Origin of the sequence: Butyrivibrio proteoclasticus B316, assembly GCF_000145035.1 — a bacterium.
Classification (GTDB): domain Bacteria; phylum Bacillota; class Clostridia; order Lachnospirales; family Lachnospiraceae; genus Butyrivibrio; species Butyrivibrio proteoclasticus.
Genome location: NC_014387.1, coordinates 66,511 through 81,762, shown reverse-complemented (window position 1 = coordinate 81,762; position 15,252 = coordinate 66,511). Strand labels below are relative to the sequence as shown.

Annotated in this window: 11 protein-coding genes; all 11 read right to left on the bottom strand. The window is 41.5% G+C overall.

Going from position 1 to position 15,252, the window contains the following annotated elements; genetic code table 11:
* Positions 1-7: 7 nt before the first annotated feature.
* Positions 8-772 (bottom strand): type II secretion system F family protein, encoded by a 765-nt coding sequence (locus BPR_RS00345; protein WP_013279478.1) that lies wholly within the window; start codon positions 770-772, stop codon positions 8-10.
* A complete protein-coding gene (locus BPR_RS00340) occupies positions 714-1,955 on the bottom strand; it encodes a CpaF family protein (RefSeq protein WP_013279477.1) in 1,242 nt (413 codons plus the stop codon). The genes BPR_RS00345 and BPR_RS00340 overlap by 59 nt, the downstream gene beginning before the upstream one ends.
* Positions 1,939-2,970 carry a P-loop NTPase family protein gene (locus BPR_RS00335; RefSeq protein ID WP_013279476.1) on the bottom strand — a complete coding sequence of 344 codons (1,032 nt, stop codon included), beginning with the start codon at positions 2,968-2,970 and terminating at the stop codon, positions 1,939-1,941. Before BPR_RS00335 ends, BPR_RS00340 begins: the two co-directional genes overlap by 17 nt.
* On the bottom strand, positions 2,967-3,362 hold the full coding sequence (locus BPR_RS19370; RefSeq protein WP_013279475.1) for a prepilin peptidase: 396 nt from the start codon (positions 3,360-3,362) through the stop codon (positions 2,967-2,969). The genes BPR_RS00335 and BPR_RS19370 overlap by 4 nt, the downstream gene beginning before the upstream one ends.
* Positions 3,363-3,655: 293 nt before the next feature.
* On the bottom strand, positions 3,656-4,132 hold the full coding sequence (locus tag BPR_RS00325) for a flagellar export chaperone FliS (protein ID WP_013279474.1): 477 nt from the start codon (positions 4,130-4,132) through the stop codon (positions 3,656-3,658).
* Between the two features lie 31 nt (positions 4,133-4,163).
* Positions 4,164-5,351 (bottom strand): flagellin N-terminal helical domain-containing protein, encoded by a 1,188-nt coding sequence (locus BPR_RS00320; RefSeq protein WP_013279473.1) that lies wholly within the window; start codon positions 5,349-5,351, stop codon positions 4,164-4,166.
* A gap of 10 nt (positions 5,352-5,361) precedes the next feature.
* Positions 5,362-8,505 carry a DUF6240 domain-containing protein gene (locus tag BPR_RS00315; RefSeq protein ID WP_013279472.1) on the bottom strand — a complete coding sequence of 1,048 codons (3,144 nt, stop codon included), beginning with the start codon at positions 8,503-8,505 and terminating at the stop codon, positions 5,362-5,364.
* 76 nt (positions 8,506-8,581) lie between these two features.
* Positions 8,582-10,501, bottom strand: coding sequence for a 1,4-alpha-glucan branching protein GlgB (gene glgB / locus BPR_RS00310; RefSeq protein ID WP_013279471.1), 1,920 nt, complete (start codon positions 10,499-10,501; stop codon positions 8,582-8,584).
* 34 nt (positions 10,502-10,535) lie between these two features.
* Positions 10,536-13,364: a hypothetical protein gene (locus BPR_RS00305; protein WP_013279470.1), complete on the bottom strand. Its 2,829-nt coding sequence runs from the start codon at positions 13,362-13,364 to the stop codon at positions 10,536-10,538.
* A 39-nt stretch (positions 13,365-13,403) separates the two neighbouring features.
* Positions 13,404-14,282 carry a 16S rRNA (adenine(1518)-N(6)/adenine(1519)-N(6))-dimethyltransferase RsmA gene (gene rsmA / locus BPR_RS00300; RefSeq protein ID WP_013279469.1) on the bottom strand — a complete coding sequence of 293 codons (879 nt, stop codon included), beginning with the start codon at positions 14,280-14,282 and terminating at the stop codon, positions 13,404-13,406.
* A gap of 43 nt (positions 14,283-14,325) precedes the next feature.
* Positions 14,326-15,090: a TatD family hydrolase gene (locus tag BPR_RS00295; protein WP_013279468.1), complete on the bottom strand. Its 765-nt coding sequence runs from the start codon at positions 15,088-15,090 to the stop codon at positions 14,326-14,328.
* Positions 15,091-15,252: the final 162 nt, after the last annotated feature.

The window sequence follows — 15,252 nt, the reverse complement described above, 5'->3', positions numbered from 1 at the left end:
CCCCTTTTTAAATGGAAATATTTACGATTTTCTCAGAAAGATAATACGAGATGCAGTAGATAACCATACAAACTGCCATTAGACATATTCCCAAAACATTGTGGTAAAGCGCATCAAAGAATCCGGGACTTGTAATACTGATATAGAAAATAATAAAAAAAGGCACCATGTTCATTATTCTGGCTTCCAGCCTTTTAGCACTTATCAGGACCTCAATCTCTTTTTCCACTTCCAGCTTTCCCGAAATCACACTGATAGTTCTATCAATGATTTCCGTCATATTTCCGCCATTTCTCTTAGCAACTGAAAACACAAGAGCAAAATCCTGTATATCAGTATTAGTTGTTTCTTTTCCCATACCAAAGATCAGTTTTTCTAAAGGAACATTGTTTCTAAGCCCCTTACTGATCCTTGACAGATAAAAAGATATATCGCTATTTTTTCCATACAACAGATCCATGTCTCTCCTTGCTTCCATAAATGCATTCTCAATTGAAAAACCTGCTTTTAAGCTGGTAAGCACTGAGAAAATCGCATCTTTAAACTGTATTCCAATCAGTCTGCACTTTTTATTTTTCTGATTTTTCCTCTGCATAAGAGTCCATGGAATAGCTATCGGAGAAATAATCCCCACAGCAATCCATGAGTCAAAAAACAATCGGCCAAACATGATAGCAATTAGCAGTCCCTGCAACAGATAGATAATATCCCCCCTATGAGGACGGAAGTTCAAAGCCTGCTGCCACAAGCTTTTCAGTATTTTTAATTTCACCTAGTTTCCTCCACTCTCCCTTAACCTTCTCATTCGAATTATTATTGCTCTCCACAAATCTAAACAGTGGATTTAATCTGATCCTACCGGCCCCATCAAGCTCTTTTTCCACCTCACTGATTTCAAGAACTTTTCTTGACCTGTCGCGAAGTCTGCCAAGGTGAACGATGATATCAATTCCGGCAGCGATCTGTCCTCTGACAGCAGTTAGCGGTAGTTCCCCCATCCCCATCAGGCTCATGGTCTCAAGTCTATACAGCATATCGTAAGCGCTGTTGGCATGTCCCGTACTCATTGACATATGGCCGGTATTCATAGCCTGCAACATATCAACGCATTCTCCGCCTCTGACTTCCCCAACAATAACCCAGTCCGGGCGCATTCTAAGAGATGATTTGATCAAGTCTCTTATTGTGATAGGCGCGCAGCCTTCCACATTGGCATTTCTTGCTTCAAGACGTACCAGATTGGGAACTCCCATTATCTGTAGCTCCGCAGAATCTTCTATTGTCAACACTCTTAAATCCTTGGGGATAAAATCCGACAATGCATTTAGAAAGGTGGTCTTGCCTGAGCCTGTACCACCTGAAATAAAGATGTTGTAACCTGACTTTACAAGAATGCCCAGGTATTCGCACAAATATGGTGATATTGATCCTAAAGATATAAGTCTCTCAATATCTATAGGCTTATCCGGAAATCGTCTTATTGTTATGATTGGTCCATTAAGGGCTACCGGATCCAGCACAATGTTTACGCGGCTACCGTTTGATAATCTTGCATCAACTATGGGCTGAGACTGATTGACAACTCTGTTGCAAGAGGCAACTATCTGCTGGATAACATCTTCAAGTTTTTCTCCTGACTCAAACTTTCCGTTAAATCTTGATAGAGATCCGTTTTTCTCAATAAAGATATTGTCAGTACCATTGACCATGATTTCCGTGACTTGCGGATCATCCACCAGTTGCTGCAAAACATCAAGTTTCCTTATGGAATTGAAAATCTGCATTCTAAGGCGCTTTCTGTCCTCAACAGAAACAGCCAGATGGCGTAATCTTTCGGATAGTCTCTGATCTACAAGTCCATACATTTCTTCGTCGGAAATGTCTCTGGAATAGTCAATAGAGCTTATAATCTCCTGCCGAAGGCTTCTTTTCAGGCTCTCAAGCTTCTGATCCATCTGTTATTCCCTCACTTATAAGAAGCCCTTCTATAAAGTCGTTATATTCGCTTCTATCTCTGATATCCGGCACCCTGCACTTAACAAGTTTTTCCCTGAGCTCTTCCATTTCGCCTTGAAGAAGAAGATCTTCAAAAAGCTTTATTTTATACTGATCCGCACTGTATTGTCTGGTAATAGTTATAAGCCTGTTACTAAGAGCTGCTATATCAAAAAAGTCACCGGGATGCTCTGTGAGGTCTACTACTATATAGTCATAACCACATTCGTTTGCCAAAAGGTTGTAGAGCTGCTTAACCTTGAAACAATCGATTTCTTTGATCTGCATCGCAGTTCTGGCAGGCATGACATAATCAACTCCGTTTTTTGTCTTTTTAATTTTCTGAAGATGAAGGCCAAATTTCTCCGGTTCCAGATCCGCATAGTACATGAGATCTGTAATATCTTCATCACTTGTAACCCCCAGAATCTGTGGCAATGTGGAAAAACTCTCAAAGCTCAGAAAAATAACTTTTGCGCCCTGTGCCAGTTTCTCAGAGATATTGACTGCAAGCGTTGTCTGACCGCACTTCGACAAAGGTGAATAAAGACTTAGAACTTTGCCTTTTCCCGGAGATGCCTCTATTCCAAGGCCGGAAAACTCTTCAGCATCATCAGCGCAAAAGCTCACGATTTCCTTGGAGATCATCGATGCAGGCTGATACTTACTGACAAACTTTTTATTTATATCATTTCCACCCTGATCCATTACTATGCTGCTTCCGCCAAAGCCTTCGTCAAGAACTATCATATTCCGCACATGACCATATAATCTGCGTTCATCAATACCTTCAAGAGCACTCTCTGCAATCATCAAAAGAGATGCCTTTGTCTTATTTATGAACTTTTCCATCAAGTCGCAATCAGTAAAAGAAAAGATATCAAAACCAAGTCCCAGGTTACTCCTTAAAAACTCATCCAACCTCCTGCAATAAATTTCGTCTTCATCGCAAATCACAAGTTTCAATCTGTTCATACAATTCCTCCCAGGACAAGAATAGTGCTGGCAAAGACGGGAACCGCAAAGTGCAAGGTTTTCTTTTCCCTCTTAAATATGATGATCACCAATGAAATTGCTCCTGCAATCAGGAAAGAAAATAAGATACAGGAATATAATTCCTGAAATGACAAAAAAGATGCTGTAGATAGTAATAATTTTACGTCGCCGGCAGCAATGCCTTTTAACCAGTAAATTGGCATCAATACCAAAAATGCTGTTAAAGTCGCCATAAGTGCTTCCGCGAATCTCCCGCCGCCTTGTATCAAAGCAGCGATCAGGCCTGTAAGAAGACCAGGCACTACCCAAACATTATAAATCTTGTCTTTGTACAGATCAGTAATGACTGCTCCTGACAAAAACAAAAGCAAAACCGCTCTAATCTTTATCCACTCCTTTCAAAGTATTTGTCGAGCTCGCGATTTAAGAATTTAGCACCATAGTATTTTTTTGTAAACCCCTGCAAATTTCGTGTTTATGAACTAGCATTAATTTTTTGTTCGATTGGAATCGAACACTTTTACATTTAATGCCAGCACAGAAAAAGAGCGGGATCAGATGCTTTTTTTCAAGTATCCTTCTCTTTCCGCTCTTTTGAATAACGTATTATTCTACTCTATTTATTATTAATACAAGCTGTAAAATTAATATTCTTAAGATTTTCTTAAGCTCTGTAGCCTCGGTTCATTGAAGAAGCAGTAACGTCTTCATTTAAGCTATATTTGCCATAGGTAAGACCAGCATAAACTGTCTGTGTATTTCCCATTGTCGGCTCGCTGACATCAAGAGCCTCAATCTCTTTGTATGCTGCATGAAGCAGTTTAAAATTCTGCTTTACTTTATCAAGTCTTCCTCTGCTGTTATGAACACCTGCCGCTGTCAGCTCTGTCTTAAAAAAGATATAGAGTTTATGAAGCATTCTGCCAAGCTCAATTCTGCGATTCACTGACCTGATAAGCTCATCGATCACGCTCTGGGCATACTGAAGGTTTCGTTCTGTCAAATCTCTTTTTCCTAGGTCCATTGCTTCCTCAGCGTCGCTTATATAGTCAATCACCATCTCATACAATATTGTGATCATCTGCGTCTTGTTAGCCTGAGTGATCTTAAGTGTATATTCCTGCTTTTTTTCCTGAGTCATAGCCTATCCTCACCTTCGTATACATAGTCAATTACTGAAGCAGCTGTAAAACCTGAGAAGGTCTTTCATTGGCCTGTGCCATCATTGAAATACCAGCCTGGGAAAGAACCTGCTGCGTTGAATAAACAGTCATTTCCTCAGCCATATCGACATCCATAATTCTGGAATAAGCAGCTGTCATGTTTTCAACTGTAATATCCAGACTGCTGGAGGTATGCTCAAGTCTGTTCTGATAAGAGCCCAGTCTGCTTCGGATTGAGCTGATATTGGCAAGGGCCCCTTTTACTTCCTCAATTGCTTCAAGAGCACCTTCAGGGTTCGCCATATCAAGATTATAAATGCCAAGTGTTGTGAGATTAACCTTAGGAATTCTGATATCGAGTGTCTGTCCCTCGTTTGCTCCAACCTGCATTGTCATTGCACCGCTTGCGGTAAGATCAACAAATAATGTATCGCTTAACGATCTGTCAATCTGGATATCAATTTTCTTTCCTGTACTGTCACGAAGAGTCAATACATCCTCATTGACGGATGCGATCATACCATTATTCATATATGAGGTTGTGGTGCCATCGTCATTAACTCTCTCGATCTTAATAGCCTTGTCACTATCATTTTCAAAGAATATTCCCTGTTTATCTACACCTGTTGTTCCTGTAAGATGCAGGTAGGAAACGTCTATTCCTGTAATTTTGTAAACTCCGGCTTCTACAACATCCGAATAATTAACAACCTTGACTGATGCATCAGTCTGAGATCCTGCAAAGGTATCACCAATAGTTGCATACCCCTTTAAATCGAAGGTTCCATCAAGGATACTCTGACCATTGAACTGAGTTGTTTGAGCCATCCTTTCAATTTCTTCTTTTAAAAGAGATGCTTCCTCCTGGATTGCTTCCCTATCAGAATTTGTAAGAGTTCCATTACTTGCCTGAACCGCAAGTTGATTCATTCTCTGGAGAATTTCCTGAATCTCGGAAAGAGATCCATCTGCAACCTGAACAATTGAAATACCATCATTGGAGGTATCACCGGCAACACCGAGTCCTTCAATCTGTGAATTCATTCTTCTGGACATCGCAAGACCTGAAGGATTATCCTTGGCGTTGGCGATTTTCAAACCGCTGGATAATCTCTCCAGTGATTCAGATAAAAGAGTATCATTACGCTGAAGCGCATTATTAGCGATCATCGCTGACACATTATAATTGATTTTCATTTCTACCTCCTTAGAGAGCCTCTATAAATGCTTTTGCCATAGACAGTAAAGTACTAGTGTCTGTAATATTCTTTTGATTGCCATCCGTGGCATTTGCATTAGCTGTTCCTACTGAGATAGGCTGTGTCTGCGCATGGTAAAGGATTGCTATTTTTTCCTGACTTACGCCAGAATCCCTTAGTTTCTCAGCCAATTTAACGCACATTTTAGATCTAACGCTTTCCAGATATTCTACTTCTTCCGTGCTCTGACCATAAGTCGTGGTGATCATTCCACTGACTATACCATTCTTTTCATATAAAGTGGCTGTGATCAGGCCATAGGAATAAGTCTGAATACTGGCTTCCATCCGTGAATCCATGCTTTCGTCATTCTTTAGGGTAATATGCATGGAAATCTTTTGCCCTTCAATCTCGACAGGTACATCGAAGGTGCCCCTTTCGGAGCCTGCGCTCATAACGGTAAGTCGTCTCTGCATGAGGTTTATTGCCCTTACGTCAATATAATTGTCATCCTCATCCATAAGCAGTTCTTCCAAGCCATCAGAAATGTTCAAAAGAGCATTCTTATAAACGTCTTCATAATTCTGCCCACCAAGAGCGTCCACCAGCAAATTCTGCTCTTTGGTGGCCATCTCTTTTAACAGCTCTTCCGATTTCTGCCATATTGTTCCGTTCTTGCGGTCTCTTCTATTGGAGATCATTGCTTCCAGGTTACTGAAATTTGCTTCGATCTGAAGATTCTTAAGCTCTTCAAACGAATTATCCGCATCCTTGACCTGCGTGGTCTCCCTTATCTGCCTGACAACTTCGCCAGCATATTCCTTTTCGAGTTCCTCTGATACCCCAGCCTCTTGCAGGTCCTTCGCAAGTTTTGGTAAAAGAGTATTCTCATCAGGCTTAGCCTTTTGAAGTTTCTCGGGCTCAAGATTCTCATATACTATATCGGCCTGTGAACGATAAAACCTAAAGGCCGAACTGATTTGTTCATCAATTTTTAATTGCCCTGTTCCATCTGATGCACTAATGCCTCCAAAATCATCATCAACTACATAATCAAGTCCTCGCTTTGATGACTTCTGAGTTCTAGTAGCTGTTAAAAGATTTCCCAGTGTCATTCTGCCGCCGGTCTTAAGCACAGAACCTATCGCCTGGTAGTCTCCTGTTTTGATCGTATGGAACAGTCTGTAAATTCCTATAAAGGATTCTTTCTCTGCTTCTGTAATATCATTTTGGTGCTCAAGCTTATATAGGAACTTGGCATATTTCTCATCAGACTTAGAGCCGCCCCTGTCAGAAGAATCGCCCTCAAAATTTTTATCAAGGTGCTCCGATAGTTCCTCAATCGTCATGCCAAGAGGATTTCTTCCCTCTCTGATAATATCAAGCACAGCACCCGGCTTAAGCCTTTCTAATGTGGACTTTAGCATCTGATCCCAGGATCTTACCTTCTCAAAATTCTCTTTGGTCATTTCCATGGTGTTGTATCCTAGGATCCTGACAGCCCTTCTGTTCTCCTCGCTGATTTCCTGATCCATATCTTTGAGGATTTCATCCACATTTCTAAATGCCTTTTTAATGCTATCTCCAAGGTCTGCTCTGGGTGCAGTCATCATAGGCTCATAGCCTTTTTGAGCTTCCTGATAGCGCATCTGCAACTTCCTGGAAGCATCGCTGATCCCCCAGAGTGTTGCTGTATCCATCTCTCCAAGCATTGCGCCTGAAATGTCGGCAGGACCATTACTAATAATTCTTACACTACTGATTGTCGCGCTCAGGAGATAGCTCTTATTCTGCGGTGTAACATTAGTGATCTTGTCTATTGCAACTCCTGCTGTTTCGCAGGCAAGATCACCAAGGAGATTATGAAGCTTTTCAATAAGCTGCTCCATCGGCGCTGTATCTATGGAAAATCCACTTGAAAGAAGCTGTCTGTTAGCTTCAACAGTCATCCGCAGTCTAACTTCTTCAAGCTGCATTCTGGCCTGGATAAAGCGCGGATCTTCGGTACCTACGTTACAGCCCTCTGCATATGCAGGATCTGCACCGCATTTTCCTGACTCGTTTATCAGATTAAAGAGATTTATCTCTTTTCCCGATTGTATTCCTGTTCTGATTCCATCATCAGTTATATTTTTTGTTTCATTTTTAAGATCAATTGCTTTGGAATAAAGGCTTCTTGGATCTGCAATATCTGCTGATGTAGCCTTGTGTCCGTCAGCAATCGCCGAGGCAATTGCCTTCGCGGCAGTTTCTTCTGAAATAGGAAAAGAGATTTCTTTTACCTTATGTGCACAATTAAGCGTTTCAGGTGTAAGCGGTATCCCCTGTCTTATTGTCCACTTTGCTTCCTCTCTGACCAGCTCGCTATCTTTATCAAGTCCCGCCTCTTCAATTATCTTATCTATCTGCCCATCGAGCTGTTCCCAATCGTAGTTTTCTGCTTTCTGAGCATAATAACCACCTGCATCCTGCGCATAGAATCCTCTTGCGGCCGCATTCTGGCCATTGGTACTGTGAGAAGCAAGATAGATATTCTCAATGCTGCTTCTCATGTTATTGTGTACCAGATATTTAACTGCAGCGTCATCAAGTCCCTGTATATCAGAGACTTCTGAGTAAGCTACGCTTGCTGCTTTTATATTTTCGTATGTAACCGGGATGTCATTTTCATGAAAGCTCTTTTGAAGTTCCTGTGCAAAAGACATGCTGCCTGTGATCCTTGCCAGTTTATCGAGGCTCATATTGTCGTTAAAGCCTACAATTTCTCTGCCGGACTCCAAAAGAACACTCTTGATCTTATCAAGAATGGTCACAGTTTCAGTACTGTCCATATTTTTAATATCAAATCCATCCCGAGAAGCTTTTGCATAATCCTCCTCAGACATGGTATTTGATAAAAGAGCCATATAGTTATGCTGTGTCAAAACGTCCGTGTTTTCAGCCATTTCACTGATATTCTCAGCGTTTTTGGCCTGACAGGCATAAGCATTATTACTGAAAATGCTTGAATCAAGCTGTATACTTACAGGTTCAGTAATTACAGATCTTGATCCGCCGGCTTTGGAAGCGAAAGTCTCCTTTGGTTCCATCCCAAGGATATACAAACTCTCGTCCTTGCCGTGGCCGGTAATTGCCTGAAAGTTTATATTCATCTTTTTTCCTCATTAACAAAAATGGTGATGAACATATTGTCCATCACCATTTATTTCGGCTTAGTTTTTAAAATCTTTAATTCTTTGTTTTCTTCGTCTGAAAAACAAATACTTCTGCGCCGTAAGGCGGAAGATCAAATTCTATGCTGTAATCCTTGTAATCACACAGACCTTTTACTGCCTTGATCTTATCGGGAACGCTACTGCCACTGCCGCCATAGCACTCCTTGGCACTGTCGAGAATCTTTGTATAGGTTCCATCAAATGGAACACCTACCTTAAAGCCCTTTCTCTCCATTGGTGTCATATTAAGAACAAAGAGAATATTGTCCTTGCCATTAGATGCCCTACGGTAGAAACTATAGGTGCTGCGCTCCTTGTCGTCGGCATTTATCCACTCAAAGCCGCCCCAGTCATTATCTACTTCATAGAGAGCAGGATATTTTCTGTATATTTCCAGAAGTTTACCTACATAGTCCTTCATTCCTCTGTTAAGGTCGTTCTCCAAGAGGAACCAGTCAAGTTCTCTCTTCTCGCTCCATTCTCTTTCCTGACCAAAATCCTGTCCCATAAAGAGGAGCTTTTTACCTGAGTGACCAAACATGTAGGTATAACCAACTCTTAGGTTAGCATATTTATCAACCTTGTATCCTGGCATCTTCTCTACCATTGAGCACTTAAGGTGTACGACCTCGTCGTGAGACAATGGCAAAATGTAATTCTCTGAATCATTGTAGCTCATTGCAAAAGTCATCATGTAATGAGCACCCTGTCTAAAGTATGGATCAAGCTTCATGTATTCGCAGAAGTCATGCATCCATCCCATGTTCCACTTGAACGCAAAACCAAGACCATCCTCCTCTGGCGGAGCAGTAACCTTGGGCCACGCTGTAGACTCCTCAGCTATAGTGAGAATATTAGGGTATGTTCCCCTTACTACGCTGTTAAAATGTTTAAAGAACTCGATAGCATCGAGGTTCTTGTTATCTCCATATTTATTTGGAACCCACTGTCCATCTTTTTTGCCATAATCAAGATAGAGCATTGAAGCAACTGCATCTACCCTAAGTCCATCAATATGGAACTTGCGGATCCAGTATAAAGCATTGGCGATAAGGAAGTTCTTGACTTCCGGCTTGGCCAGATTGAATATCTTGGTTCCCCAGTCAGGATGTTCTCCCTTGCGAGGATCCGGATCTTCATAAATACATGTTCCGTCAAAGCATGCAAGACCAAATTCATCCGGACAGAAATGGGCCGGAACCCAATCGAGAATTACGCCGATTCCATGCTTGTGGAGCTGGTTGATCAGATACATAAAGTCTGTTGGCTCGCCATATCTGGCTGTAGGTGCATAGTAGCCAGTAACCTGATAGCCCCAGGATCCATCAAAAGGATGCTCAGCTATTCCAATCAGCTCTATATGTGTATACTTCATCTCCTTGAGGTATTCCACAATTCTGTCAGCGAATTGTCTATATGTATAGAAACCGTCCTCTGTGCCATCAGGATGTTTCATCCATGAGCCTATATGGCATTCATAGATGGCTATAGGCTGACGGTTCATATCTTTACCCTTAAGTGATTCATACCACTTGGAATCTGACCACTTAAAGCCTGAAAGATCTGTTGTTCTGGAAGCATTACCCGGCCTAAGTTCTGCATAATTCGCATAAGGATCAGCCTTGTAAAGCTTTCTTCCATCCTGAGCTGTAATGAGGAATTTGTATAAAGCTCCTATTGCTACTCCCGGAATGAACAAAGTCCAGATGTTACCTGTTTTGCTCCTCTTCATTTGATGGGCATTTTCATCCCAACCATTAAAGTCACCTACTACATGCACATCTGCAGCATTTGGTGCCCATACTGCAAAAAAGAATCCTTTTTTGCCCTTTTCTTCTGATGGATGAGCTCCCAATTTATCATAAATATCGTAATGTGTGCCCTGTCCAAATAAGTACTCGTCGTCCTCAGATATAAAAACCTTTTGACTCATAAATAACCCCCTCAGTTTATTTGTTACTTATTCCTTAGCGCATAAAATCTTTTTCTCTTAAGATGACCATGTCATTCTCATCATATCTCTTGTTGACAAGAACATCCACAAAGTGAGCAACTGAGCGCTTCTCTGCGTAGTAGATAGCATCATCCACAATATCCTTGACCTCTGCAACTGTCACCTCATGGTCAAGCGTCTGCCTCTCTGAAATTCTGGTATGAAGAGCAAGTATACCAAGATTATCAATAGCATACTCTTTTTCATAAGCGTACTGCCTTGCATAAGCAACAAGCGAATCATCATCAAGAGCCTGAATATCAACTCTGACATTAAAGCTCTGCTTAAGTGATGGATTCTTATCAAGGAATCTGTCCATATCTTCCTTGGTATCTTCCATAATAATAATGAGCCCCTTGTTCTCTTCCTGAAGAATTCCAAGAAGTTCATTGACTGTTTCCTGGTTAAGATCTGCAGCTCTCTGAATGATCAACGCACCATTTGCCAGCTTGTCAAAAATGCTGCTGGTACTCTTCTTGTTAAGAGTATTGGCTGTGATCTTGGCAACCTTGCCACTGAAATTGGAATCAGAAGCCTGTACTGCCTTAATAAGTCCCTTGGCAAGGTTAACAGTTCCTGCCCCCTCTTCGCCTGTGACGATAGCATTTCCTGTAAACGCATCCATGCTGAGATTATCAATTGCATTAATAATCTGTCTTCTGGATTTCTTGTGATGGATGTATGGTCCAAAGAGCTCTTTTTCCTCAGGAGTCATTGTCCTGACACGCTCTTCAATTTCTCTATTACCAAGATGCTTCTTGCCTGATTCTGTATCGGTCTTGGAATTCTCAGCCTTATCTTCATTAGCCGATTTCTGCGTCTTATCAACCTTAGGAAGAGGACCTGTTTGAGATTCCTCTGCAGGCTCATTATCTGATTCTTCTTCAGAATCCTGTTCTTCTGTATCAGAATCTGACTCATCGGCTTCATCCTGATCGTCGCTGTCAACATCATCTGAATCAACTGTGCCTGCATCAGCTTCTGTCTCATCTGATGTCTGTTCGTTTTCAGCTTCTTTTTCCTGCTCATCCCTGGCTACAGCTGCAAGTTCCTGCTCGACTGTATCTCTGTCTGCATCAACCTCCTCAGGTGTTTCCTCAGGAATTTTATCAAGTTCTGCAGAATCTGATATCGGAAGTTCCTCTTGTTCAGCTTCATCTATTACTTCATCAACTGCTGCGTTAATGACATCTTCTTTGTTAACAGACCAGTCGCCTCTTCCGGAAGCCTTTTCGTACTGTTCCTTTTTAAGAGCATCTGTGATAGCCTTCTCAATCTTCTCCTGAAGGCCTTCTCTTGTCTGCTCATCAAAATCAGCAAACATATTGCCTGTTTCGTCTGCAACTCTTTTCTTAACTGCTGCAAACTGCTTCTCTTGCTGGTCTTTTTTGAATTTCTCCCAGTTTCCAAGATACTCTTCAATACTGATCTGACCTGTTATCTGTTTCTCTACTTCAGGCTGTGGCTGGACTGCCATGCTGATCTGTCCATCTGATTCCTGTGCCAGCATATTCTCTAAGTGAGAAGGCATCTGGTAACTTGCATTAGGATGTATAACAGCTCCCGGAACTTCATCCTCTAGTGGTTTCTCCTCATATACAGGTGTTCTGTAAAGAGGTCCTGTCTGTGATGATTCCTGCTCGTATTCCTTGGCCTGTCCCAGAATAGGGCCATTGCCGCCATATTTAATATCAATTCCCATCTGCGGAGCAGTAGGAATATCCACTGTCTGAGTATCAAAAAAGACTTCCTGCATATTGCCTGTCTGTACAGACTCCTGAGTTTGTGCATCATTCTCAGATGCATAAATCTCTTTAAGCCCTGCTGCAAGTGTTTCCTGAAGATTCATGGTATTATATGCACTTACATCAACAGATGGCTCTTTAATCTCATTGATATGCGGATAAACTATTGTGTCAGGAGATGCATTCTGGACAGGTTCAGCTGTTTCCTGAACTTCTGAAGGCTCCTGTCCCTCATAAACAACTGTGTCCTGTACCGGTTCCTGAGGTATATTGCGAGACATGGTGTATTCTCTTATCACTTCATCTGTTACCGGTGGCATCTCTTTAGTAGGCTGTTTACCATCAGGAACATACTCTGCTGAAGGCGCAGGTATCTCTGCTGTATCTGCCTGAGTAGCCGCAGGAGCATCAGGTATCGTAGCTGACTCAGTCATGATACCGTTCTTAATCTTGTATCTGTTATATCTATCCTGCTGTTCAGGAGAAAGAGGTTCATGAAGGGCCTTAAGTTCAAGGGCTTTCATGACATATCTGCCCTCACCAAACCACAGAAACATCTCATCGCACTCTTCGACGCACTCAGTAGTAAGACCTACCCTGTGATACAGGTAAGCCAGCTCATATGCCCATCTCTCTCTATAGTCATGTTTTTTGAATTCTTCAAGGACAGCAATTCGCTCTTCAAGACTTACTTCCTGAGCCTCATAGAGCTTGTACTGTAAGATATATCTGCCAGTATCTCTTGGCGCGATCCTGACAAATTCTTTATAGTATTCAACCGCCTGTACAAATTCACCCATTTTAATGGCCAGTTCGCACAATGAATATACGATCGGCCTTCCTGTAGGATGCTTGTCATATGCCATGAGAAGAACATCTCTGCTCTCCTCAAAACGACGATTGATCTTATATAAGTCACTGATAGTGCAGAGCATAGACACGCTCTTGACACGCTTCCAGTCTATTGTATCAGCAATTCTCACTGCTTCGGCATATCTGCCTTCTCCAATCAGAGCCTTAATCTCATCCGCCCTGATCTTATACTCCACTTTATCCAAAACTTTTCCCCTTTGGTACCAACAAAACTACATACAAACCTAGTTTATCATAGCACTACTTCTTTGTAAAATATCAGAAAGCCTTGCAAACTGCTCTAAACTTAGAATTTCCCCACGTGCTTTTTCGTCAATTCCCATTTCTGCTAAGGCCGCCTGGACCTGATCTCTTGAAACCCTCAGTGCAGGATTATTTGCAAGAGAATTAGACAAGGTTTTTCTTCTTTGGTTAAAAGAAGTCCTGATGATCTCAAACATGTATTTTTCATCCTGCACACAAACAGCAGGCTCGCTGTATCTTGTGAGTTTAACAACAGCAGAACCTACTCCTGGCTGAGGAATAAAACTGCTGGGCGGAACGTCCATAACTTCGCTAGCCTTGGCATAATATCCCACAGCAAGAGAAAGAGATCCATAGTCCTTGTTGCCAGGTCCCATAGCCATACGATCAGCAACTTCTTTCTGCACCATTACTGTGATGCTCTCTATAGGAGCGCCACTTTCAAAGAGCTTCATGATGATTGGAGTTGTAATATAGTAGGGAAGATTTGCAACAACCTTAATAGGATTGCCGCCATTATACTCTTTAACAATTGCTTCTATATCTACTTTGAGAACATCCTCATTTATTACAGTTACATTGTCATACTCTGATAAAGTATCTGCAAGAACAGGAATGAGCGTCTTATCGATTTCAACAGCAACCACTTTACCCGCAGACTCAGCAAGATACTGGGTAAGACTTCCTATTCCCGGTCCGATTTCCAGTACGCAGTCATCTTTGGTCACTCCAGCCGCGCTAACTATCCCATCAAGAACACCACTATCTATTAAAAAGTTCTGCCCAAATTTCTTCTTGGCACTCATACCAAACTTTGCCAGTACTTCTTTGGTCCTTGCCGGATTTCCTAAATATGCCATATTTCCTCCAATTCAAATCTCTTATGGTCGTTAAAAAGCTTATTCACAGCTTGTACATTCTCTTTGCGTTTTCTTCAGTGATCCTAATTACCTCTTCCTCACTAATACCCTTTATCTCAGCCATCTTGCTGACAACATAAGGAAGATAGGTAGAGTTATTTCTTTTTCCTCTAAATGGCTCAGGGGCAAGATATGGACAATCTGTCTCAAGTAATATCCTGTCCATTGGAGTCTGCTCTACGACCTCCACCATTTTCCTGCCATTCTTGAATGTAAGAACACCACCGATACCTATATATAATCCCATATCTACACACTGCTTGGCAACTTCTCTGGAATATGAAAAACAGTGAACGACTCCGCCAATCTCTCCTACGCGCTCGCTCTTCAAAATATCCAAAGTATCTGCCGCCGCATCTCTTGAGTGAATGACTACCGGAAGCTCTACCTCTCTTGCTATATCAAGCTGAGCTTTAAACCATTTCTTCTGAAGCTCAGGTGCCGGATCAGGCCAGTGGTAATCAAGCCCTATTTCTCCAATCGCCACACATTTATCATCTCTGCTCCATTCGTAGAGCTTTTTGATGTTATCTTCATTAAGCTCTTCTACTTCCGAAGGATGAACACCCACAGCCGCGTAAAAGAAATCATACTCATGTGCTATATCTATTGCCTTCTGCGAAGTTTCAAGGCTTGCTCCAATATCAACTACATTTCCGATCCCTGCATCCTTAAAAGAGCCAATCAGGGATTCTCTGTCTATATCAAATTGCTCATCATCGTAATGAGCATGCGTATCAAAAATCATTTTTCCTCCAAAAAACACATCTTTTTTCTAAAAAACTTACTTTTTAGACCTGCTTCATATAATTTATCACAAAAATTTTGCTGTGAAAACCGCATAAATACTGCATTCCAAAATTTTTTTAAATTTTTTTCAAAAAAGTGCTTGCATTTTATAATTTGCCGT